The sequence below is a fragment of the Pseudomonas sp. GW821-FHT04C07 genome, from assembly GCF_059420325.1.
In genome coordinates, this window is record NZ_JBWKTM010000006.1 from 150,822 (window position 1) to 172,289 (window position 21,468).

The 21,468-nt window shown below is 59.5% G+C and carries 17 protein-coding genes and 1 pseudogene; 12 read left to right on the forward strand and 6 right to left on the reverse strand.

What is annotated here, in order from left to right; translation table 11 throughout:
- The first annotated feature begins 38 nt into the window (after positions 1–38).
- From AC07UI_RS13215 to AC07UI_RS13235, 5 genes are all read left to right on the forward strand, one after another.
- Entirely contained in the window at positions 39–1,211 is a 1,173-nt protein-coding gene (locus AC07UI_RS13215) for a phytoene/squalene synthase family protein (protein ID WP_494992903.1), read from the forward strand.
- Positions 1,208–3,187 (forward strand): squalene--hopene cyclase, encoded by a 1,980-nt coding sequence (gene shc / locus AC07UI_RS13220; protein WP_494992904.1) that lies wholly within the window; start codon positions 1,208–1,210, stop codon positions 3,185–3,187. Before AC07UI_RS13215 ends, shc begins: the two co-directional genes overlap by 4 nt.
- Positions 3,184–3,942, forward strand: coding sequence for a phosphorylase family protein (locus AC07UI_RS13225; protein ID WP_494992905.1), 759 nt, complete (start codon positions 3,184–3,186; stop codon positions 3,940–3,942). Before shc ends, AC07UI_RS13225 begins: the two co-directional genes overlap by 4 nt.
- 49 nt (positions 3,943–3,991) lie before the next feature.
- Positions 3,992–6,601 carry an MMPL family transporter gene (locus AC07UI_RS13230; protein WP_494992906.1) on the forward strand — a complete coding sequence of 870 codons (2,610 nt, stop codon included), beginning with the start codon at positions 3,992–3,994 and terminating at the stop codon, positions 6,599–6,601.
- A gap of 130 nt (positions 6,602–6,731) precedes the next feature.
- The gene (locus tag AC07UI_RS13235; protein ID WP_494992907.1) at positions 6,732–7,433 is read left to right on the forward strand and encodes an MlaA family lipoprotein; all 702 of its coding nucleotides are present in this window, start codon (positions 6,732–6,734) and stop codon (positions 7,431–7,433) included.
- Between the two features lie 3 nt (positions 7,434–7,436).
- Here the strand turns inward: AC07UI_RS13235 and AC07UI_RS13240 are convergent, their stop codons facing one another.
- Entirely contained in the window at positions 7,437–7,697 is a 261-nt protein-coding gene (locus AC07UI_RS13240) for a hypothetical protein (RefSeq protein WP_494992908.1), read from the reverse strand.
- A 241-nt stretch (positions 7,698–7,938) separates the two neighbouring features.
- On the opposite strand from AC07UI_RS13240, the gene AC07UI_RS13245 reads away from it, so the two are divergent.
- Together AC07UI_RS13245 and AC07UI_RS13250 are read left to right on the forward strand one after the other, a co-directional pair.
- A complete protein-coding gene (locus AC07UI_RS13245) occupies positions 7,939–8,253 on the forward strand; it encodes a hypothetical protein (RefSeq protein ID WP_494992909.1) in 315 nt (104 codons plus the stop codon).
- A gap of 164 nt (positions 8,254–8,417) precedes the next feature.
- Positions 8,418–8,714: a Rieske (2Fe-2S) protein gene (locus tag AC07UI_RS13250; RefSeq protein ID WP_494993092.1), complete on the forward strand. Its 297-nt coding sequence runs from the start codon at positions 8,418–8,420 to the stop codon at positions 8,712–8,714.
- A gap of 125 nt (positions 8,715–8,839) precedes the next feature.
- On the opposite strand, the gene AC07UI_RS13255 is transcribed toward AC07UI_RS13250, so the two are convergent.
- Positions 8,840–9,499: an MliC family protein gene (locus AC07UI_RS13255; RefSeq protein WP_494992910.1), complete on the reverse strand. Its 660-nt coding sequence runs from the start codon at positions 9,497–9,499 to the stop codon at positions 8,840–8,842.
- Positions 9,500–9,773: 274 nt separating this feature from the next.
- Here AC07UI_RS13255 and AC07UI_RS13260 point away from each other — a divergent pair.
- Both AC07UI_RS13260 and gfa read left to right on the forward strand, forming a co-directional pair.
- Positions 9,774–9,884, forward strand: a pseudogene (locus AC07UI_RS13260) (hypothetical protein); the annotation flags it as partial.
- Positions 9,885–9,947: 63 nt separating this feature from the next.
- Positions 9,948–10,526, forward strand: coding sequence for an S-(hydroxymethyl)glutathione synthase (gfa, locus tag AC07UI_RS13265; RefSeq protein WP_494992911.1), 579 nt, complete (start codon positions 9,948–9,950; stop codon positions 10,524–10,526).
- Between the two features lie 420 nt (positions 10,527–10,946).
- Here gfa and AC07UI_RS13270 read toward each other — a convergent pair whose 3' ends face one another.
- A complete protein-coding gene (locus AC07UI_RS13270) occupies positions 10,947–11,189 on the reverse strand; it encodes a hypothetical protein (RefSeq protein WP_494992912.1) in 243 nt (80 codons plus the stop codon).
- Positions 11,190–12,277: 1,088 nt separating this feature from the next.
- Between AC07UI_RS13270 and fdhA the strand changes: the two genes are divergently transcribed.
- Complete coding sequence (gene fdhA, locus AC07UI_RS13275; protein ID WP_494992913.1) at positions 12,278–13,477, forward strand: formaldehyde dehydrogenase, glutathione-independent; 1,200 nt, start codon at positions 12,278–12,280, stop codon at positions 13,475–13,477.
- A 509-nt stretch (positions 13,478–13,986) separates the two neighbouring features.
- Here the strand turns inward: fdhA and AC07UI_RS13280 are convergent.
- From AC07UI_RS13280 to AC07UI_RS13290, 3 genes are all read right to left on the reverse strand, one after another.
- The gene (locus tag AC07UI_RS13280; protein ID WP_494992914.1) at positions 13,987–15,567 is read right to left on the reverse strand and encodes an aldehyde dehydrogenase (NADP(+)); all 1,581 of its coding nucleotides are present in this window, start codon (positions 15,565–15,567) and stop codon (positions 13,987–13,989) included.
- Between the two features lie 72 nt (positions 15,568–15,639).
- A complete protein-coding gene (locus AC07UI_RS13285) occupies positions 15,640–17,187 on the reverse strand; it encodes a UxaA family hydrolase (RefSeq protein WP_494992915.1) in 1,548 nt (515 codons plus the stop codon).
- Between the two features lie 165 nt (positions 17,188–17,352).
- Positions 17,353–18,312 (reverse strand): LysR family transcriptional regulator, encoded by a 960-nt coding sequence (locus AC07UI_RS13290; protein ID WP_494992916.1) that lies wholly within the window; start codon positions 18,310–18,312, stop codon positions 17,353–17,355.
- Positions 18,313–18,432: 120 nt separating this feature from the next.
- Between AC07UI_RS13290 and AC07UI_RS13295 the strand changes: the two genes are divergently transcribed.
- Entirely contained in the window at positions 18,433–19,629 is a 1,197-nt protein-coding gene (locus tag AC07UI_RS13295; RefSeq protein ID WP_494992917.1) for a fumarylacetoacetate hydrolase family protein, read from the forward strand.
- Between the two features lie 67 nt (positions 19,630–19,696).
- Positions 19,697–21,064: an MFS transporter gene (locus AC07UI_RS13300; protein ID WP_494992918.1), complete on the forward strand. Its 1,368-nt coding sequence runs from the start codon at positions 19,697–19,699 to the stop codon at positions 21,062–21,064.
- Positions 21,065–21,468 lie beyond the last annotated feature (404 nt).

A 21,468-nucleotide genomic window follows, 5' to 3' on the forward strand; every position in this document is an offset into this window, starting at 1 on the left:
GACCGTCCCTAACTCTACAAAAAGAGGAAGGCTAAGGCATGCCTATGATCGAATCCCAGCCGGCCACTGAGGCCACCGAAAGCGCTGCCGACGCATACCAAAACGCCATTCTGCCCAAAGTATCCAGAACCTTTGCACTCACCATTCCCCAATTGCCGCCGGCCTTACGCCGTGCAGTCACCAATGCGTACCTGCTATGCCGTGTCGCCGACACCATCGAAGACGAGCCGGCCCTGTCTGCCGAGCAGAAGTTGCGTTACGAGGATGGGTTCATCGATGCCGTCACTGGCCGCATCGACCCGCAGCGCTTCGCGGCCGAACTGGCGCCGCTGTTTTCACAGGAGACCTTGCTGGCCGAGCGCGAGCTGGTCAGCCAGTTGCCGCTGGTGCTGCAAGTCACTCAGGACTTGAAGCCAGCGCAGCGCCTGGCGATTATCAAATGCCTGAAAATCATGTCCCACGGCATGCGCGACTTTCAGTGCTGCGTGGGGCAGCAAGGACTGGAAACGCTGCGCGATCTGGATTGCTACTGCTACTGCGTGGCCGGCGTGGTGGGCGAAATGCTCACCGAGTTGCTCATCGATTTCGATCCTTCCGTGGCCAGCCAACGGGAGCGGCTGATGCGTCTGGCGGTGTCCTTCGGCCAGGGCCTGCAGATGACCAATATCCTCAAGGACCAATGGGAAGACTACAGCCATGGCGTGTGCTGGCTGCCACAGGATGTCTTCGCCCGGAATGGCGTGCATCTGGCAGACATGCAGGCGGGTCAGGCGGGTCAGGAGGGTCAGAAGGGGGCGATGTCCGAATTGATCGGCGTGGCCCATGCCCACCTGCGCAACGCGCTGGAGTACACGCTGGCCATTCCGATCGAGCAGGCGGGGTTCCGCCGTTTTTGCCTGTGGAGCATCGGCCTGGCCGTCATGACGCTGCGCAAGTTGCAGCAAAACCTCAATTTTCGCGCCGGTGAGCAAGTCAAGATCTCACACAAAACGGTGGCCAGTATCATCGCGCTCACCCGATTGAGTGGGAACTCCAACAGCGGTTTGCGCTGGCTGTTCGAAACGGCCGCCCGCAAGCTTCCATTGACACTGCTGTCTGCAGAGTGGAATGCCCCCTCGGGGGGGAAAATCAATTGGCCGAAAAGTGCCATTCCCTATTGCACCGAAACGATCTGGTGCACCTCCACCGACACCGATGATGTGCAGCCATGAGGGAGTGTTCCGCCTCTATTGACGCTGTCGTTGGCAACAGCGCGCGGGTACCCGAAACCACTGTGTTGGATTCGGCCATTGCCCGTGCGCGTGCTGCGCTGTTGGCACGTCAACGTGCTGATGGCCACTGGTGTTTCGAGCTGGAGTCCGACTGCACGATCACCGCCGAATACATCCTGATGATGCATTTCACGGATGAGATCGACGAGGTATTGCAGGAAAAGATGGCCCGCTACCTGCGTTCGACTCAGGTCCTCGAGGGCCATGGCGGGTGGCCACAGTATGTGGGCGGTGCGATCGATCTGTCGTGCACGGTCAAGGCGTATTACGCACTCAAGGTCGCTGGCGACGCGCTCGATACGCCACACCTGTGCCGTGCCCGGGAAGCGGTACTGGCGCTGGGTGGCGCCGCCAAAACCAATGTGTTTACGCGCATCCTGCTGGCGATGTTCGAGCAGGTGCCCTGGCGCGCGGTCCCTTATTTGCCGGTCGAGATCATGTTGTTTCCGCGCTGGGCGCCTCTGCACATCGAGAAGACCTCGTACTGGGCACGGACGACCCTGGTGCCCTTGACCATCCTCTGTTCGCTCAAGGCCCGTGCGATCAATCCCGGGCGAGTCAGTATTCGTGAGCTGTTCGTTACCCCGCCGGAACAGGAGCGTAACTATTTTCTCCGTGGTGGCCTGTTGAACCGGCTGTTCCTCGGGCTGGACAAGCTGGGGCGCGGACTTGATCGCTGGATGCCGGGGGGGCTGCGCCGGCGTGCAATCCGCAAGGCGGAAGCCTGGTTCCTGCCGCGCTTGAATGGCGAGGATGGCCTCGGGGCCATTTTTCCGCCGATGGTCAATAGCTACGAAGCGATGATCCTGCTCGGCTACCCCAAGGATCACCCGGCCCGGCATACGTGTTTGCGTTCGATCCAAAAACTGGTCGTCCATCGCGCCGACGGATCAGCGTATTGCCAGCCATGCGTTTCGCCGGTGTGGGATACCGGCTGGAGTGCAATGGCCTTGATTCACAGCGATGACAACACGGCGACCGAGGCGGCCATCGTGCGGGCCTGCGACTGGCTGGTGCAGCGACAGGAGCTGGAATGCAAGGGCGACTGGGTGGCGCGTTCACCCCGGGCGGCGCCGGGTGGCTGGGCCTTTCAGTACGCCAACGCCTACTACCCCGACATTGACGACACCGCGTTGGTGGCGGCGTTGTTGCACGTGCTGGATCGCCGCTGCGGTCAGCCCGGACACCATCGCCAGAGCATCGATCGGGCCACGGACTGGATGCTGGCCTTGCAGTCGAAGAACGGTGGCTTTGCGGCCTTCGACGCAGACAACACGTATTACTACCTCAACGCGATTCCCTTCGCCGACCATGGCGCACTGCTTGACCCGCCGACCGAGGATGTCTCTGGCCGTGTGGCCGCGTGCCTCGGCGTGCTGGGGCGCGATCAGGACCGTGGCGGCCTGCGTCGCTGCGTCGATTATCTGCGTGCCACCCAGCGGGCCGACGGCAGTTGGTGGGGGCGGTGGGGCAACAATTACATCTACGGCACCTGGAGCGCGCTGTCTGGACTGGCGCTGGCAGGTGAGGATCTCCAGCAACCTTATTTGCGCAAGTCCGTGGACTGGCTGCGCACGCGGCAGCACGATGACGGCGGGTGGGGCGAGAGCAATGACAGCTACATCGACCCGAGCCTGGCCGGCACCAACGGTGGCGTCAGTACACCTCACTCGACCGCGTGGGCGGTGTTGGCCCAGCTGGCGATGGGCGAGGTCAAGTCCGATTCGGTGCGCAGCGGCATCCAATGGCTGCTCGCCTGCCAGCAGCATGAAGGACTCTGGTCTCATCCCTCGCACAACGCACCCGGTTTTCCACGGGTGTATTACCTCAAATATCACGGCTACGCTGCGTATTTCCCGCTGTACGCGTTGGCCCGTTTTCGACACCTGCTCAGCCAGTCAAGGGCGCAAAGGTGAGACTGCACTCGCTGGGTATCGTGGTGGCATTGAAGGCTGAAGCGGCTGCGTTGACGACCCAGACAGTACACCCCGACTGCATCGTGCCCCTGTCAGAGGGCTGCGGTCTGTGGCTCAGCGGCATGGGGCAGGACGCTGCTCGCAAGGCGGCGCTGGCCTTGGCCGATGCCGGGGCTCAGGCGCTGGCGACATTCGGTGTTGCCGGTGCTCTGAATGGCAGCTTGCGCACCGGCATGTTGCTCTGTCCGCACAGCGTACTCGACGAGCAGGGGCATATTTACCCGGTGGATCCTGTTTGGCGCGACCGATTGCAGCGGCGACTGACCGACGCGGCATTGCCGACGGTGTTTGATGTCACCTTGCTCAGCCTGCCCGGACCGCTCTCCACCGCCGCGGCAAAAATGGCCGCGCAGCAGCGCTACACCGCAGCGGCGGTGGATATGGAAAGCGCGGCGGTGGCGGCGGTGGCGGCGAGTCGCGATCTGCCATTCATCGTGCTCAGGGCCGTCATCGATGAACGCGATGATGAACTCCCCGAGGCGTTGCAGGCTGTGATTGATCCTTGGGGTCGACCCCGCGTGCCGCAACTGATCGTGACCTTGGCCCGCCGCCCCTGGTTGCTGGCTGGTTTGCCCGGACTCTCATCACGCATGAACAGGGCCATCGGTGCATTGCGCGCAGCCGCGACGGCAGCCCGAACCTGGAAGCGCGAACCTCCTTGCGGTGTACAACGACATGATAAAAGCCGTCGCTGAATCCTCCGCGTCCGTCAGTCGCACTCGGCGTCTACGCAATAAGCTGGTCATGACCAGCATCGCGCAGCGCTGCATCGTGTGGCTGGTGGATGCCAGTGGTCGTCACCCGGTTATTGTCCTGCTGTTGGCGATAGTGCTGGCGGCGGCGAGTCTGATGGGCGCCGCCACGCGCCTAAGTATCGATACGGATTCTGATCACCTGTTTTCCGCAGACCTGCCGTGGCGTCAGCAGAGCCTGGTGTTCGCCGGCCTGTTCCCGCAGTTCAGCGATACCCTCATCACCGTCGTGCATGCACCAACGGTGGAGGAGGCGCGTGAAAATGCCCTCACATTGGCCAATGGTCTGGCGGCCGACCCGCGCCACATACGCTCGGTGTCCACGCCAGGCATCAGCCCATTCTTCGACCGCGAAGGCTTGATGCTGCAGTCGTCCAGCGATTTATTCGACGTCCTCGACAGCATGGTGCAGGGCAGTCAGCTACTGGATCCGCTGGCCAGCGATCCCTCCGCCCGTGGCCTGCTCAAGGGCCTGAATATGCTGGTCGAAGGCGTGAGCTACGGCATGGGCGACTACCTCTCAACCTACGATTCCGCGCTGGGCAACATTGCCAAGACTCTGGACGACAGCCTGAATGGGCAGGCTTCGCCGTTGTCCTGGCAGGCGTTGTTGACACCCCAGCTGGTTGGTCATAGCGGCGGTCTGGAACTGGTGCTGATCCAACCGGTGCTTGACCACGATGCCCTCGAACCTGGCCAGGACGCCACTCAGGCGATGCTGAACATCGTTGCCAACCTGCCCGATGTGAAAGCAGGGCGGGTCCGAGTGAATTACACCGGTTCGGTGCCATTGTCCGATGAGGAGTTTCGCTCCCTGACCGACCGAGCGGCACCCATCACCATCGGCAGTGCGCTATTGGTGATTTTCTGGCTGGTATTGGCCCTGCGTTCCTGGCGACTGATTGTGCCGGTGTTGCTGACCCTGGTCGTGGGCCTGGTCTACACGTTGGGCTTCGCCGCGTTCGCGGTTGGCCGCCTGAACCTGGTCTCGGTTGCCTTCGCGGTGCTGTTCATTGGCCTTGCTGTCGATTTTGGCATCCAGTTCGGTGTGCGCTTTCAGGCACTGCAGCGCGGCGACCGAGATTTCGCCGACACCCTGCACCTAACGGGCCTTCAGGTCGGCGGGCAAATCGGCCTGGCCGCGTCGGCAACCGCCTGCGGTTTCCTGGCCTTCGCACCGACCCCTTTCAGCGGCATGGCCGAACTGGGCATCATCGCCGGCGTCGGCATGCTGTTGGCGCTGGTGTGTACCTTGACGGTATTGCCCGCGCTGCTGGGCCTGCTGGCAAAGGGACCGCAGCACACTGACGTCGTGCTGCCCGGTGGCACGGCGGCCGATAGCTGGTTGGCACATCGCCGGATGCCGGTGCTGGTGGTTTTCGCGTTGCTGGCGGTGGCCGGCCTGTGGAGCACCGTCAGCATGCCCTTCGACGCCAATCCGCTGCATACCAAGCGCGCGGACAGCGAGGCCATGCAGACCTTGAGCGCGCTGATGAACGACCCGAACACCAACCCGTTCACCCTGAACGTGCTGGCGGCGGATCTACCGACCGCTCGCCGTCTAAGTGAACGTCTCGGTGCGCTGCCCGAAGTCGCGCAGGTGGTTTCAGGCTCGGACTTTGTTCCCGAGGGCCAGGACGACAAGCTCGAACAGATCAAGCAGGCGTCGGACCTGATGTATTCGGTACTGAGTCCCCACGCGCTGAGACCGCCCGCCACGGTCGCCGAGTTGCGCGCCACTGCACGTGACACCAGCGCCGCGATTACCAGCGTCTCCGGCGACGTGCCGCCAAATGCGCCGTTGCTGCACATTGGTCAGTCACTGGGCCGGTTGGCGCAGGCACCGGACAGCGTTCTGCTGGCGGCCAACCAATCACTGGCGCGGTTTTTGCCGCAGACGTTCAAGGCGCTGAATGACTCGCTTTCCGCTCAACGCATCACCCTGCAGCGGCTGCCGGACGAACTCAAACGTGACTGGTTTACTGCCGACGGTCGGGTGCGGATACAACTGACGCCGGGCGATCAGGCGCAAACGACCGCCGGGCTACGCCGGTTCGTCGAGGCGGTTCATGCGGTGGCACCCCTGGCCGTCGGCTCGGCGTTCGATACCGTCAAGTCGGCCGACACGGTCCTGGAGGCGTTTGAGCAGGCCGCTGTCTATGCCACGCTGGCCATCGCTGTGGTGCTGATGGTGGTCCTGCGGCGGGTCCGCGACACCGTTCTGGTGATGGTTACCTTGTTGATGTCGGCCTTGCTGACGGCACTGCTGGTACGCTTGCTCGGCCTGTCGATCAACTTCGCCAACATCATTGCATTGCCGTTGTTGCTGGGCGTCGGCGTGTCCTTCAACGTCTATTTCGTGATGAACTGGCGCAGTGGCATGCGCCAGTTCCTGGGATCGCCCACCGCGCACGCGATCTTGTTTTCGGCGCTGACCACCGGCACTGCGTTCGGCTGCCTGGCCATCGCCCGCCATCCTGGTACAGCCAGCATGGGCCTGGTGTTGCTGCTGAGCCTGTTCGCCGTGCTGCTGTCGACCTTCGTGTTTCTGCCGGCCTTGTTGTATAGCCTATCCGTGCCTGACCGGTCACAGCCTCAATGACGTATAGAGCGTTTAAGGGGAGGGGTACGAGTATTTTCAGCCCAATACTTTGCCTGAGATCCTGACAGAAGGACTTATACTCGCTCGAGTCGCTGAGCATAGCGTCCCCCATTTCGCAGGAGTTCCGGCTATGCCCGTGACCGGCGCACGCCTTACCAATCGTCTGACCCAGCTGTGCTTCGTTGCCGGGGCCGCTCTGGTTCCCATCGCCGCTCACGCGGCTGATGACGACCCGTGGGAAGACGTCAATCGCGTTATCTACCGCTTCAACGACACCCTCGACACCTACACACTGAAGCCGTTGGCGAGGGGGTATCAGTTCATCACGCCGCAGTTTCTGGAGGACGGCATCCATAACATGTTCAGGAACATCGGCGACATTGGTAACTTTGCCAACGATGTTTTGCAGGGCAAAGCTCATGCCGCAGGTGTCGACACCGCTCGTTTGCTGTTGAACACCACGCTGGGTGTGGCGGGCTTCTTCGACGTCGGTACCAAGATGGGCTTGCAGCGCAATGATGAAGACTTCGGCTTGACCCTCGGGCACTGGGGTGTACCGACCGGTCCGTACGTGATGCTGCCGTTGCTGGGGCCTAGCACGGTGCGCGATGGCATCGCCAAGTACCCGGACACCTACACCGCACCGTACCGCTACATGAACGATATCCCTGCCCGTAATACCGTCTTCGCGGTCGAGACCGTCGACACCCGCGCCAGTTACCTGTCGGGCGAGAAAGTGATCACCGGCGATAAATACACCTTCATCCGCAACGCCTTCTTGCAGAGCCGCGAGTTCAAGGTCAAGAACGGTAAGGTGGAGGACGACTTCTAGGCATCAAACTCCCTGTCCGGTATCCATAACGCTGACATCAAGCGATCGGGATATCGGACAGGTAACCTGCGCTCGATGGCGCGTAGGCGTTGTCTTAAACCAGGTTCTCTCGAATCCTCGAATCCAGCGGTCAACATTTGTTACTTCGATATCCTGCTGGGCATTGAACGACAGTGCCTGATCCCAGGCGACGCCATTGCCTTCGGCAAACACCACGCGATATTTCTTGATGGTGGGGGCTTGAGCCAATTCAGCCTTCAGCATCGGAATACCCAGCCTTTATCGATCAATACGCGCGAGATTGTTCTTGATTCGCAAACACTGAAGTCGCTGAGAATGGAATTGTTGGGGTAGTGACGGGCTTGTAGCCTGCATTACGCCGAACGCTACGATCTGCCAAGGATCGAGTGGAGCCCAAGCCAGGGCCCATCAAGACAGACTCCTTCTTGTCATACCTTGTTTTCGGACTTTTGCCCTTTCGGGGGCTTCGGCGGCGGGCGATCCGATGGGCTCGCTGGTTCGCGGGATTTTCGGCGATAGCCTTGAGCGCGAACATGGCATCAAGGTCTACGGCTGGGGCCAGGTGGGTGCGAGCTACAACAACGGCACGGATGACGTCAGCAAACAAAACTTCTTCAGCTCCGACGAAGGCGCGAACCTCAACCAGTTCGCCCTTGCCGTGGAAAAGAAACCCAAGAGCAACCTGATTGGTCGGGTAGGGCCGTTCCCGGGACCCATGCCGCAAGAGGCTGACTGGGGTTTCAACGTCACGACGCTATACGGCAAGGATGCGCGCTTCTTCAAGACGAGTGTCGACTGATGAATGCCATGAATAATCCCGCGCTCACCTATCGCGTACAAAGGACGACCACCAGCAGCATGATTGGGCTGTCGTTGCTGGGCATCTGTGTTTTGGTATTGATCAGTGCGCCATTCTGGGCGGATCGTTCAAGCCTGCGGTTGGTAGCGGAGTTCGCCTATTACCTGGCCCTGGGTCTGCCCGAACACCAGCAGCTACATCCCGCCGGGCTGGTTGCGGTGCGGCAAGGCGAGCAGGTGTGGGTCTACATCAACCGATGCCCACATTTCTCGGTGCCGCTGGACTATCGTCCGCAAGCATTCTGCACGTATCGCGGCAAGGTCCTGATGTGCGCTCACCATAGCGCAATGTTTCGTTTTGAAGACGGGCATTGCATCGACGGACCCTGCAAAGGCGCGCAGTTGGAACCAGTGCCTGTGCGATGGGCCGAAAATCGATTGGTCATGGACGTCAACTGTTAGCGGCGACATCTGCTCGGTTCCTCAACCGGGACATTAAGTGCATCAGTCTTGCAACTGCGGAGCCGACTTCACTCTTCACGATCGATCTGACGGAAATTGTGTATACCGTACTTGCGCCAGAGAAGTCAGCCGACCGGCTCGGCCGTACAACTCATTTCCCCAGAGCCTGGTTTCTGGAAAAATACCACGTTGCCGCTTTGCCAGAAGCTGTAGTTCCCCTGGTAATCCTTGCCGGTGTAATGGGTTCCCGAATCACTCTGCACCTGGCTCAGGGTGATCGAGGTGTTCGCCCATTTCAGGTACACGACGCCAGGCTGCGTGCTAAAGAAGGTGGCGGCAATCAGCGCGTTAAACCCTGTACAACGAAAAGCCAGGGGGCCTTCGGTGAGTCTGTCTGGATCCTTGGTTCTCACAATCGCCGAGCCTTGGCGTAGCTGGTGCGCGCGCTCGGCATAACTTCGGATCGTGCACGCCTTGGGCGCAGGCTCGGAGGCACACTGATTGCGGGCCTCGATCCAGAACTGCTGGTCGATCATGACTTTGTCTGGACGCGGTACTGAATGTTCATCCGTGAGCGCCAGGCGATAAAGACGCGTCAGTTCGATATCCATCTGGGCCAGTTGGGGATCGCGACAGATAAGCTTTTCGACGGATGCCCTTGCCTTGGCGCAGTCGAAGCTGGTCTTGAAAGTTCGCGAAGGGGACGCAGCATTTGCACAGGTGCTCGTCCCCGCGCACACGCTGACAGCGAGGAGACAGGTGAAAAGGGCCATGACCGTTTTCATGTTGGATTCACCCAGATCATTACGTGATGCCCTGATTACCGTGGGACCTATCGATCCGTTAAACAGTCATTCGTTCGCATTGGGTGCATCCGCAGTGTAAGTCAGTGCTCAAAACTTGTCACACCGCCCGGCGGCCGACACGCTGGAGAAGCAACTGACGCAGCTTCGTCGGGCTCCCGTCGCCAAGCGCAAGAGGCGGGTCGGAAAACCCACGGCGTCGAAGAGCGCTCCCTGAGGGTGTTCCTTCTAAAACAGGCGCTGATACAGAACGTGCGAAATCGGTCTGGCTCCCTTCGTCACTCATACCATGCCACTTGACCGTATCAATGAGAGCTTCAATCTGATGCATGAAGGTAAATCGGTCCGCACCGTTGTCAAATACTGATGTGTGCCCTGGAGCTCAGGCTCCAGATACAGTTCGAATACTCCCTGATACTGGAGGTTTATCGTGAGCAACTTGAAGCTTCATCCTTCACTGGATAACGGAATAGAGCCAAGCGCTGCAAACTTCTCTGGAGGTACCCTGCAATGCCTGTGTCCGACCGATAAGGTTGAAATCAGGATTGACGCCCAGACCCTGCACAATCACGCCTGTGGCTGCAGCAAATGCTGGAAGCCCGCAGGTGCGAAATTCGCGGTCATTGCTGTTGTTCCACGCGATAAAGTCAGCGTCACCGCGAACGCTGAGAAGCTGGTCATCGTCGACGAGCGCGCGACTATTCAACGACATGCCTGCAAAGAGTGCCGTGCACATATGTACGGCCGCATCGAAAATAAAGACCACGCGTTCTATGGCCTGGACTTCGTGCATACCGAGCTTTCTCCGCAAAAAGGTTGGGCTGCACCGGGCTTTGCAGCCTTCGTTTCGTCGATCATCGAAACCGGCACACCGCCGGAGGACATGAAGGAAATTCGCGAAAAACTGCGCGCGCTTGGTTTGGAACCTTATGATTGCTTGTCGCCAGATCTGATGGACGTATTGGCTACGCAAGTGGCGAAGTTGAATGGTGTTTTGGCATCCAGTTAAACCCCATTTGCCGAATGTACTATTTGGCACGAGCCACCTTGGCTGAACCATTAGTGCAACGCCCTTCACCCATATCCGTTTCAGGTGAAGGGCGTTGCGTTCAAGCACCATTTTTCCGGATAAGGGCGGTATTTTGATGGGCATGATGGCGAGGAATCATCATTAATAAGATGATGAGTATGCAAGGAATTCCCATTGCTCCGGCGAGCAATATTCACATTCGTAATGCTGGGTATGGAAGGCGAGGGGGACGCAGCATTTGCACAGGTGCTCGTCGCCGCGCACACGCTGGCAGCGAGCAGACAGGTGAAAAGGGCCGTGACCGTTTTCATGTTGGCTTCACCCAAATCATTACCGCCCGGCGGCGGCTGGGTTGGAGGAGGGAGCTGTAACGCACAACAAATTATTTGTCATTCGCGCTCACGCGGGCTTCACTTTCTCCTCTATCTGCCGCACCGCCTCCGCATCAGCCCGGAGAAGCTTTAACTTCAGTTTTTCGAAGTCTTCGCTGTTCACCCAATCAATACGCCATAGCATGTACAGCATGCCCTGAGCCTTGTACAACGCTTCCAGGCGCTCGGCATGATTGTCAGTTCGGCGTATGTCATCTGTCGCTTCCTCCAGGTCATCCAGGGCCTGCGCTCTGTTCTTGCCATAGCTCATGATGGGACTCCTGATATGTTGTATTGCTCACCGCCTTGGTCACGATAATACGGTCGCCTCCCGGATTATTCTGGCCACCGCATGGCTTATGCAATGTTACGTACAAATCCCTGGTGCAGCGCTGCATGGCCTCATCGAACGACACAACCACTTGTTCATAATCATAGCGCCGGTCATGGGCAGCCGGCTGGCCAATGACGGGTGAGGAAGGTGAAGTCAGTCATTCAGACGCCTCGAGAAAGCAGTACCCGGAAGTAATTTTCCGAAACGGGGAACAATTTCCCGGTTTCGCATAATTAGTTCCTCGAATTTCGGAAAATTACTTCCGGGTACTGCAGCGGGAGAGTGAGACTACCGAACTGCTGCCGCACAGGTGAGCGCCGGTTTAACCATGAAAGGTGTGTTGGCCGGACGCTTGGTGCGCCAGTTAAAGCTGGCGGAGGATCGTCGATGAAAGTTCGATACTGGTAAGAAATGGCGAATCAACCAGACCCCGAGTCATGCATGTTGCACCGTGAGGTACAGGGTGAAGCGTTGACAGGGGAAACCGATGGGCCAGCCATTGAGCCGCGTAATCAGGAATCCGGGATGCCGATGCTGTTAAGCGAAGCAGAAGGCAATACGGAGCATGGCGTTATACGCCAGTCTTGCTCTGATCTCGCGCGGTCGGAGACCCTGTGCATGTCGGGAAGTCCTTCGCACAGAAACTGGGAGATCTCGGCGGTGCCCGGTGCGCAAGCACCGGGCGGAGCAGGAAAGGCCAAAACCCGTAACCCTGCTGCCCACGCCGCTGAGAAGTCGGATAGGGGAGGTGAGTTGCTGGGCCAGTGGCTTCAGCCCACTCCAGCAAGGCTGGCAGTTGAGAGTCCTGAAACTGGTGGTGATTGGCTGCTAAATGCTCTCGCAGGGAGCTGATACCAGGCGTAGGATCGATACGATGACTGCTAATCACGCGTCGTTGGAAGGTCACTTCCAACCAATCGGCATTCACGCGCAAACGCAAGACATATACCGCTGCACTGTAAGGCCGCGCGCCCCTTCGCAGTACAAGGGCCGTGTTCTCACAACAACAAAAGCGAGGTGAAAGCATGTCTGGTAATCGTGGTGTCGTGTATCTCGGCGCAGGCAAGGTCGAGGTGCAGACCATCCCCTATCCGAAAATGGAAGACCCGCGCGGCAAGCGCATCGACCATGGCGTGATCCTGCGCGTGGTTTCAACCAATATCTGCGGCTCCGACCAGCATATGGTGCGTGGCCGGACCACGGCCCAGGTCGGGCTGGTGCTTGGCCATGAGATCACCGGTGAGGTGATCGAGAAGGGCCGTGACGTGGAAAACGTGCAGATCGGTGACCTGGTCTCGGTGCCGTTCAACGTCGCCTGCGGCCGTTGTCGCAGTTGCAAGGAACAGCACACCGGCGTCTGCCTGACGGTCAACCCGGCGCGCCCCGGCGGTGCCTATGGCTATGTGGACATGGGCGATTGGGTTGGCGGCCAGGCCGAATATGTGCTGGTGCCTTATGCCGACTTCAACCTGCTGAAGCTGCCCGACCGCGACAAGGCCATGGAGAAAATCCGCGACTTGACCTGCCTCTCCGATATCCTGCCGACCGGCTACCACGGCGCGGTGACCGCCGGTGTCGGCCCTGGCAGCACGGTGTATATCGCCGGTGCCGGTCCGGTCGGAATGGCTGCTGCCGCCTCCGCCCGTCTGCTTGGTGCGGCGGTGGTGATAGTCGGCGACGTCAATCCGCTGCGTCTGGCGCATGCCAAGGCTCAGGGCTTCGAGATCGCCGACCTGACCCAGGACACTCCGCTGCACGAGCAAATTGCCAACCTGCTCGGTGAGCCGGAAGTCGATTGTGCGGTCGATGCGGTCGGCTTCGAAGCCCGTGGCCACGGCCATGACGGCGCGCAGCACGAAGCCCCGGCCGACGTGCTCAACGCGCTGATGGGCGTGGTGCGGGTCGCCGGCAGTATCGGGATCCCCGGCCTGTATGTTACCGAAGACCCGGGTGCGGTCAACAAAGCCGCCAAGCATGGCAGCCTGAACATCCGTTTCGGCCTCGGCTGGGCCAAGTCCCACAGCTTCCACACCGGCCAGACCCCGACGATGAAGTACAACCGTCAGCTGATGCAGGCCATCATGTGGGACCGGATCAACATTGCCGAGGTAGTCGGCGTGCAGGTGATCAGCCTGGACGACGCGCCGCGCGGCTACCACGAGTTTGATGCCGGGGTGCCGAAGAAATTCGTCATGGATCCGCACAAGCTGTTTAGCGCGGCCTAAGGAGTAGGTTGGGAAAACGGCAGCTTTGAGCTTAATGCCAGTCAGTTAAGCTGACTGGCATTAAGCTCTGCGCCAAAAGCTGCGGTGTAATGTGGTGCAGCAATGCCGTGAATTGCATGCCCTTGTCCGTGCGGGCTGCTTGACATACACCTTCAAGTCCCATCGACGCGCAACTGCTCCGGCTCAGCGTCCGGGGCACGGGGTTCTTGTCAGTGTTTCCCTTGGCTACGCCCCTTTCCTCCACCGTCTCCGCAGGGCTAAGCCCTTTGCTCGAAGGCTTCTCAGGTACTACGGACGTATCGGGGAGCCGGAGCGATTGGGGGGAATGTTTGATGATGTCGGATATTTAGCTCTGGCGATCGACTGCGCCGGGCATAAAACGCCTGCACAACCCAGAACAGATGTAGTAGCAAGCCTGCTTGCGATGATGGCGGCACATTCAGCATCCATGTGTCTGTCACACCGCTATCGCAAGCAAGCTTGCTCCTACAGAGAACAGTGTTCGACCGTCAGAGGGCGTCGCGGGAGGGCTGGCCGTCCACCAGCCGCTGAATGCGCAGTGGATTGGCGTTCTTCAATGGCTCCGGCAACAGTCTATCGGGGTAGTTCTGGAAGCACACCGGGCGCAGGAAGCGATCGATGGCCAGCGTGCCCACCGACGTACCGCGCGCATCGGATGTCGCCGGATACGGCCCGCCGTGGACCATCGAATCACACACCTCCACACCGGTTGGATAGCCGTTAAGCAGGATCCGTCCGACCTTCTGTTCCAGCAGCGCCGTCAGTTCACCGAACTGTTCGAAGTCTGCCGATTCGCCAATGATCGTCGCCGTCAGCTGCCCATGCAGGCCCTGCAGTGCGGCACTCAATTGCACCTGATCCGCCACTTCGACAATCACCGTGGTCGGTCCGAAGACTTCTTCCTGCAGCACTTCATCGCCCTCGATCAACAGGCTGACATCGGCTTTGAACAACTGCGGCTGGGCCTGGTTGCCCTGTTGCGCCTGGCCGGCCAGATGCTCGATGCCCGGATGTGCGAGGAGTTTTTGCAGGCCCTTGCCATAGCTGCTCAGCGTCCCGGCATTGAGCATGGTTTGCGCCGGCTGATCGCCGATGAAAACCGCGACCTGCTGCACGAACGCACTGAACTGCGGTGAGCGAATGCCGATCACCAAACCGGGGTTGGTGCAGAACTGGCCGCAGCCCTGAACCACCGAAGCGGTCAGGTCACGGGCGACCGATTCTGACCGCGCTTGCAACGCCTGCGGCAGCACGATCACCGGGTTGATGCTTGACATCTCTGCGAACACCGGGATGGGTTGAAGACGGGCTGCAGCCATGTCGCACAACGCCCGTCCGCCTTTGAGCGAACCGGTAAAACCGACCGCCTGAATCGCCGGATGCTTGACCAGCGCTTCACCGACGCCACCGCCGTAGATCATGTTGAATACACCGGCCGGCATCCCGGTTCTTTCCGCGGCGCGGATGATCGCATCGGCAACGAGTTCGGCCGTGGCCATGTGGCCACTGTGGGCCTTGAACACCACCGGGCAGCCAGCCGCCAATGCCGAGGCGGTGTCGCCACCGGCGGTGGAAAACGCCAAGGGAAAGTTGCTCGCACCAAACACCGCAACCGGGCCGAGGCCGATGCGGTACTGGCGCAGGTCCGGACGCGGCAACGGCATGCGGTCCGGTAACGCCCGATCGATCCGCGCAGCGTAGAAATCCCCGCGACGCAGGACCTTGGCGAACAGGCGCATCTGGCCGCTGGTGCGACCGCGCTCGCCTTGAATGCGGGCGGCGGGCAGCGCGGTTTCGCGGCTGACCAGCGCCACAAAATCATCGCCCAATGCATCCAGCTCATCGGCAATGGCATCGAGAAACTGCGCGCGACGTTCGGCGCTCAGGCTGCGATACGCCGGGTAAGCGGCAGCGGCAAAATTGCCAGCGGCGTCGACTTCTTCAAGGGTGGCCTGGTGGAAACTGTAAGGCAGGTTATCGCCGGTGTTGGCATCAACGCTGTTGACGATGACAGTGCCAGTAGCGCTGCGCTGACCACCGATGTAGTTGTGGCCGATAATCGTGGACATTTCTGGCTCCAGAAAAGGATGTTCGAATCCCCTTGCGGGGATTTCAGGGCTATAGGGGAGGAGGGCAGGGATTCAGGTAACGGCGCCGATCTGCCAGGGCACGAATTCGTTCTGCCCGTAACCGTGCTGCTCGCTCATGCTGCGTTCACCCGAAGCGATGCGCAGCATGAGTTTGAAGATGGCTTCACCGCATTCTTCGATGGTCATGGTGTCTTCAGCGATCTCGCCGCAGTTGATGTCCATGTCTTCGCGTTGGCGGTTCCACAACGCGGTATTGGTTGCCAGTTTGATCGATGGGGAGGGGGCGCAACCGTAGGCCGAGCCACGTCCGGTGGTGAAGGCAATCAGATTGGCGCCACCGGCGACCTGGCCTGTGGCCGATACAGGGTCATAGCCAGGGGTGTCCATGAACACCAGGCCTTTGGCGCTGACTATCTGGGCATATTCATAAACATCGACCAGGTTGCTGGACCCTGCTTTAGCAACAGCACCCAGTGACTTCTCCAGAATGGTGGTCAAGCCTCCGACCTTGTTGCCGGCCGAAGGGTTGTTGTTCAGTTCTGCACCCATGCGCTCGCAATACGCCTCCCACCAATGAATCCGTGCAATGAGTTTTTCACCCACTGCGCGGTTGATTGCCCGGCGGGTCAGCAGGTGTTCGGCGCCATAGATTTCCGGCGTTTCAGAAAGGATTGCCGTGCCGCCACAGGCGACCAGTCGGTCCACCGCATTACCCAGCGCAGGATTGGCGGTGATGCCGGAATAACCATCCGAGCCACCGCATTGCAGGCCAATGATCAGGTGCCTGGCACTGACGAGTTCACGTTTGACCTGGTTAGCCTCCTCAAGCAACGCCTTGACCTGAGCGATGCCGCTGGCGACCGCTTTGGATGTGCCGCCGCTGTCCTGGATGCTGAAAGTGCGCAGCGTATCGCTGCGGCTCAGACCCTGGGTGCTGAGCAGCCCTTCGATCTGGTTGGTTTCGCAGCCCAGCCCGATCACCAGCACAGCGGCGAAGTTGGCATGGGTCGCGTAGCCCGCCAATGTACGGCGCAGCAACGCCAGGCCTTCGCCGGCGGGGTCTACGGCGCAACCGGCGGAGTGGGTCAGGGCGACCACGCCATCGACGTTGGGGTATGCCAGCAATGCGCCAGGGTTAATGTCCCGTCGGAAGTGGTCGGCTATGGCGCGGGCGACGGTGGCCGAGCAATTCACAGAGGTCAGGATGCCGATATAGTTTCGGGTAGCCACGCGACCGTCCGGGCGCACGATCCCCATGAACACAGGCTCGCTGTTCAAGGGCTTGTCGGGTTTCACATCGAGGCTGAATGCATAATCACGGGCGAAATCGCCCATGGCCAGGTTGTGCACATGCACGTGGTCACCGGCCTCGATAACCTCGGTGGAAAAACCGATGATCTGCCCATAGCGACGCAGGGCCTGGCCTGCATCAATGCGACGTGCGGCGATCTTGTGACCGGCGGGTACAGGTTGACGTACGGTCACGCCTTCCTGTTCGAGGACTTCACCCGGTATCAACGGCCGACGGGCGATCAGCACATCGTCCAGAGGATTGAGGCGCAGGACGGCGGCTGCACCGGTTTTCATGATCAATTCCATCGGAAACTCTCTGGCTATGAAGCGTGGGAGGTCGCTGGCCAACAGGCCGCGCCATGCCTTTGTTGCTGCACTATAAGAGCCCCCGGATGCTGCTGCCTAATGAGACCTTTGGATTGATCGATAACTTTTTCTCATCTTATTTGCCGTTATTGACAAAAAAAGTCCTCAGTGATCGGCAGTTTCCCGTCGCAGCCTGGCGAATTCCAGCAAGGTGTCGGCGAATTCGCGGGCCGCTTCGGTCAGTGGTTCGTCCTTGCGCGTGATGATGCCGTAGTCCTGAGGTTCGACCTTGAACGGAGTGTTGAGCACTTTAAGCAAGCCACTCTGAACCTGCGACTGCACCATGGATTCGGGCAACATCGCGAGCATCGGCCCCGATTGCAGGAGTTGCAGGAAGGTGGGCATCGAGATGGTTTCGACGGTGTTGGTGGGCGTGCGCATGTTGAACTCGGTGAAGGCGCTTTCCATCCGGCGCCGTATGGGCGCATTGAAGGGGTACATCACCCAGGGCCAATCGCTCAGTTGCTCGGTAGCCACTTCGTCGAACTGCGCGAGGGGATGGCGACTGTTGACCACCAGGCAAAAGGGTTCAGGTCCGAGTGCGCGGAAGTCGAACGGTTGCTGATAACGCTCATCCGTGAAGCGGGCAATGATCAAATCGAGCTTCTTGTGCTCAAGCATTTCCAGCAGTTGATTGCTGGTTTGCTCAATCACTTCGATGGACAGCATGGGGCGATCCAGCTTGATCCGGGTGATCGCCTCGGGCAGCACGACCGAGGTCGCGGCGAAAATCGCGCCGACTTTCAAATGACCATGTCCACCTTTGCGCAATTTATTGAGCTGATCGACGAATGACTGCGTGTCGTCGAGCGTCATCCGGGCATAGCGGACCACGAACTCGCCAAGTTCGGTCAGGGCCATGCTGCGGGTTTGCCGTTCGAACAACGCAAAACCGAGTAACAGCTCGACGTCGCGCAACATCTTGCTGATGGCTGGCTGTGTCAGATTCATCAGTTCGGCAGTGGTGTGCATGTTGCGGGTCTTGGCCAAAGTGTCGACCAATATCAAATGCTTGATCTTCAGCCATTTGCTCACGCTGGCGAATGAAATCTCGTCGTTTTCCATAAAGAGGCTCGATCTGGTTGATAACGAAACGATATCAAACGCTGAAAATATGTCATTGGGATTTATCAGACAAGTCCACTAGTTTTGCCGGGTCGTCATCGAATTGACCTGGACCTATATATGCCCCATCTGAAATTGACCTGTAAAAACACCCTGCCGATCGATGGGCTGGAAGGCACTCTGATCGGTCGTGCCTGGGTGCCGGGGGAGGCCGCTGGCCCCTCGCCGGTAGTGCTGCGCGCCGACGGTGTGTTTGATTTGTCGAAGGTGTTCCCGACATTGAGTGATCTGCTGGAAAGTGCTTCACCGCTTGAGGCTGTTCGTAGCATTCGCGGTGAATACATCGGGAGTCTTGAGGCATTGTTGGCCAATACGGGCCCCGGGTCCGATCCCGCCAAGGCTTTTCTGTTGCCGCCGGCTGACCTGCAGGTGATCAAGGCTGCAGGTGTGACATTCGCCGCCAGCATGATTGAACGCGTGATTGAAGAGCAGGCGGGCGGTGATGCAGTCAAGGCCGAAAGTGTACGCAGCCTCGTCAAAGCGGCTATCGGCGACAACCTGAGTTCGATCAAACCGGGTTCAACCGAAGCCGACCGGCTGAAGGCCTTGTTGATCGAGCAGGGGCTTTGGTCACAATACCTGGAAGTCGGCATCGGCCCTGATGCCGAGATATTCACCAAGGCCCCCGTCCTCGCTTCCGTCGGCAGCGGTAATGAGGTGGGTATTCATCCCAAATCGAAATGGAACAACCCTGAGCCGGAAATAGTCCTGGCGGTAAACAGCCGTGGCCGGATACAAGGCGTAACCTTGGGCAACGACGTCAATCTGCGCGACTTCGAAGGCCGTAGCGCATTGCTGTTGAGCAAAGCCAAGGACAACAATGCGTCATGTGCGATCGGCCCGTTTATTCGCCTGTTCGACGAAGGCTTTTCTCTGGATGATGTGCGCCGCTGCGTGGTCGATCTGGTCGTTGAGGGTGATGACGGTTTTATCATGCGCGGCAGCAGTTCGATGGAGCAGATCAGTCGCGACCCGCTTGAGTTGGTCGCGCAGACTGTGGGCAGCGATCACCAGTACCCGGACGGTTTCATGCTGTTTCTCGGCACGCTGTTTGCCCCCACACAAGACCGTGAAGAGCCGGGCAGTGGCTTCACTCACAAGCCGGGCGATAGCGTTAGCATCGGGAGCCCGTTGTTGGGCACGCTTCACAATCGCGTCACCTACAGCAATGAAGCCACACCCTGGACGTTTGGCCTGCGTGCATTGATGGGCAACCTGGCCGCTCGGGGTCTGGTGGCAGGTAAATCACTCCACTGATTTGCCTGCCAGAGGTTCCTGGCAGATAAAAACAGTGATCGCTGGACAATAATAATAAGGCACACAAATGATGACCAAAAACACGACAAGACCGGATCACGCGGCAGCCATCGAGAGCGCCATTGCCAAGTGTCGATGGAAGCTGTTGCCGTTCCTCGCTTTAATGTTTGCCCTGGCAATGATCGATCGCTCCAACGTCGGTTTCGCCAAGGCGGCACTGCAGACCGATATCGGCTTGAGCAATGCGGCCTTCGCCCTGGGTGCGGGTATTTTCTTTATCGGTTATGCCATCTTCGAAGTGCCGAGTAATCTGATGTTGCACCGCGTCGGCGCGAGAGTCTGGCTCAGCCGGATCATGATCACCTGGGGGCTGGTGTCCGCCGCCATGATGTTCACCCGGGATGAAACAACGTTTTACGTGCTGCGCTTTCTGCTCGGCGTGGCCGAAGCGGGTTTTTCCCCGGGTGTGATCCTGTACCTGACCTACTGGTTTCCGGCCCAGCGTCGCGGCCAGGCTATCGGCATCTACTATTTCGGCTTGCCAATGGCCTTGATGCTGGGCAGTCCAATGTCGGGCTGGTTGCTGGAAATGCATGACATGTTCAACCTGACCAACTGGCAATGGATGTTCCTGGTGGAAGGCCTGGCGGCGGTCGTCGTAGGGATCATTGCGCTGTTCTACCTCAAGAGTAAGCCACAGCATGCCCCTTGGCTCACCCGCGAAGAGAAAGCGGCCCTGAGCCAGGAGATCGAGGCTGAAGACAAGCTGAAACTGGCCCATGGCCCGACCAACCTGCTGAGTCTGATGCGCAACAAGCGGGTGCTGAAGTTCATCCTGATCTACTTCAGCGTTCAGGTCAGTGTGTACGGGGTCATCTTCTATCTGCCGACCCGAATTTCGGAGCTGCTGGGGACCAAGGTCGGCTTAGAGGTGGGTATGTTCATTTCATTACCGTGGCTGTGCGCTGCCATCGCCATGTACTTCGTGACGCGTTATGCCGACCGGCATGGGGCTCATCTCAAGATGGCGATGTGCATGCTGGGCATGGCTGCCCTGGGTATTGCGGCCTCGGCCTTGCTCAACAGTTTTGCACCGGTACTGCTGGCTTTCTGTTTCGCAGCCGCCGGTTTCGTGACCGTTCAACCGCTGTTCTGGACGCTGCCGACCGGCTACCTCGGTGGGGTTGCCGCGGCCGGTGGTATTGCTCTGATTGGATCCATGGGCAACATCGGCGGCTTTGTCGCGCCAATACTCAAGGCCAATATGGAGGTCTGGTTCACCGATCCACGGGCTGGGATGTTGTCGCTGTCGGCAGCGGGGTTGGTGGGAGTTTACCTGCTATGGACATTGCGCGCGCCAAAGGGGCAACTGCAGGTCAATCAAGGTCCGCTGGACGGGGTGGCGAGTAGTGCCCGGGCACCTTCGAATCCTTGAAATCACAATAGACCGTCTAGTCCTGAAATAGGTTTACACCCGTTTCACCCTAACGCTCGATGACGCTGAACTCGCCTTAGGCGACGTTCATGGTCTTGATCGTTCCCACGCTCTGCGTGGGAATGCCGCCCCGGACGCTCTGCGTCCGCTGTAGAGGTGACGCAGAGCGTCACAGGATGCATTCCCACGCGGGAGCGTGGGAACGATCAACGCAAAAAAGCCCCACCCGGCTCAACACCGAATGGGGCTCGATGACGCTGAACTCGCCTTAGGCGACGTTCATGGTCTTGATCGTTCCCACGCTCCGCGTGGGAATGCCGCCCCGGACGCTCTGCGTCCGCTGTAGAGATGACGCAGAGCGTCACCGGATGCATTCCCACGCGGGAGCGTGGGAACGATCAACG

Excerpts from the sequence above, each read along its gene's own strand:
- AC07UI_RS13255 (WP_494992910.1), bottom strand. The coding sequence starts at position 9,499 with ATGAAAACGGTCATGGCCCTTTTCACCTGTCTCCTCGCTGTCAGCGTG.
- shc (WP_494992904.1), top strand. The coding sequence starts at position 1,208 with ATGAGGGAGTGTTCCGCCTCTATTGACGCTGTCGTTGGCAACAGCGCG.
- AC07UI_RS13270 (WP_494992912.1), bottom strand. The coding sequence starts at position 11,189 with ATGAGCTATGGCAAGAACAGAGCGCAGGCCCTGGATGACCTGGAGGAA.
- AC07UI_RS13295 (WP_494992917.1), top strand. The coding sequence starts at position 18,433 with ATGCCCCATCTGAAATTGACCTGTAAAAACACCCTGCCGATCGATGGG.
- AC07UI_RS13290 (WP_494992916.1), bottom strand. The coding sequence starts at position 18,312 with ATGGAAAACGACGAGATTTCATTCGCCAGCGTGAGCAAATGGCTGAAG.
- AC07UI_RS13280 (WP_494992914.1), bottom strand. The coding sequence starts at position 15,567 with ATGTCCACGATTATCGGCCACAACTACATCGGTGGTCAGCGCAGCGCT.
- fdhA (WP_494992913.1), top strand. The coding sequence starts at position 12,278 with ATGTCTGGTAATCGTGGTGTCGTGTATCTCGGCGCAGGCAAGGTCGAG.
- AC07UI_RS13230 (WP_494992906.1), top strand. The coding sequence starts at position 3,992 with ATGACCAGCATCGCGCAGCGCTGCATCGTGTGGCTGGTGGATGCCAGT.
- AC07UI_RS13240 (WP_494992908.1), bottom strand. The coding sequence starts at position 7,697 with ATGCTGAAGGCTGAATTGGCTCAAGCCCCCACCATCAAGAAATATCGC.
- AC07UI_RS13215 (WP_494992903.1), top strand. The coding sequence starts at position 39 with ATGCCTATGATCGAATCCCAGCCGGCCACTGAGGCCACCGAAAGCGCT.
- AC07UI_RS13235 (WP_494992907.1), top strand. The coding sequence starts at position 6,732 with ATGCCCGTGACCGGCGCACGCCTTACCAATCGTCTGACCCAGCTGTGC.
- AC07UI_RS13285 (WP_494992915.1), bottom strand. The coding sequence starts at position 17,187 with ATGGAATTGATCATGAAAACCGGTGCAGCCGCCGTCCTGCGCCTCAAT.
- AC07UI_RS13300 (WP_494992918.1), top strand. The coding sequence starts at position 19,697 with ATGATGACCAAAAACACGACAAGACCGGATCACGCGGCAGCCATCGAG.
- AC07UI_RS13245 (WP_494992909.1), top strand. The coding sequence starts at position 7,939 with ATGGGCTCGCTGGTTCGCGGGATTTTCGGCGATAGCCTTGAGCGCGAA.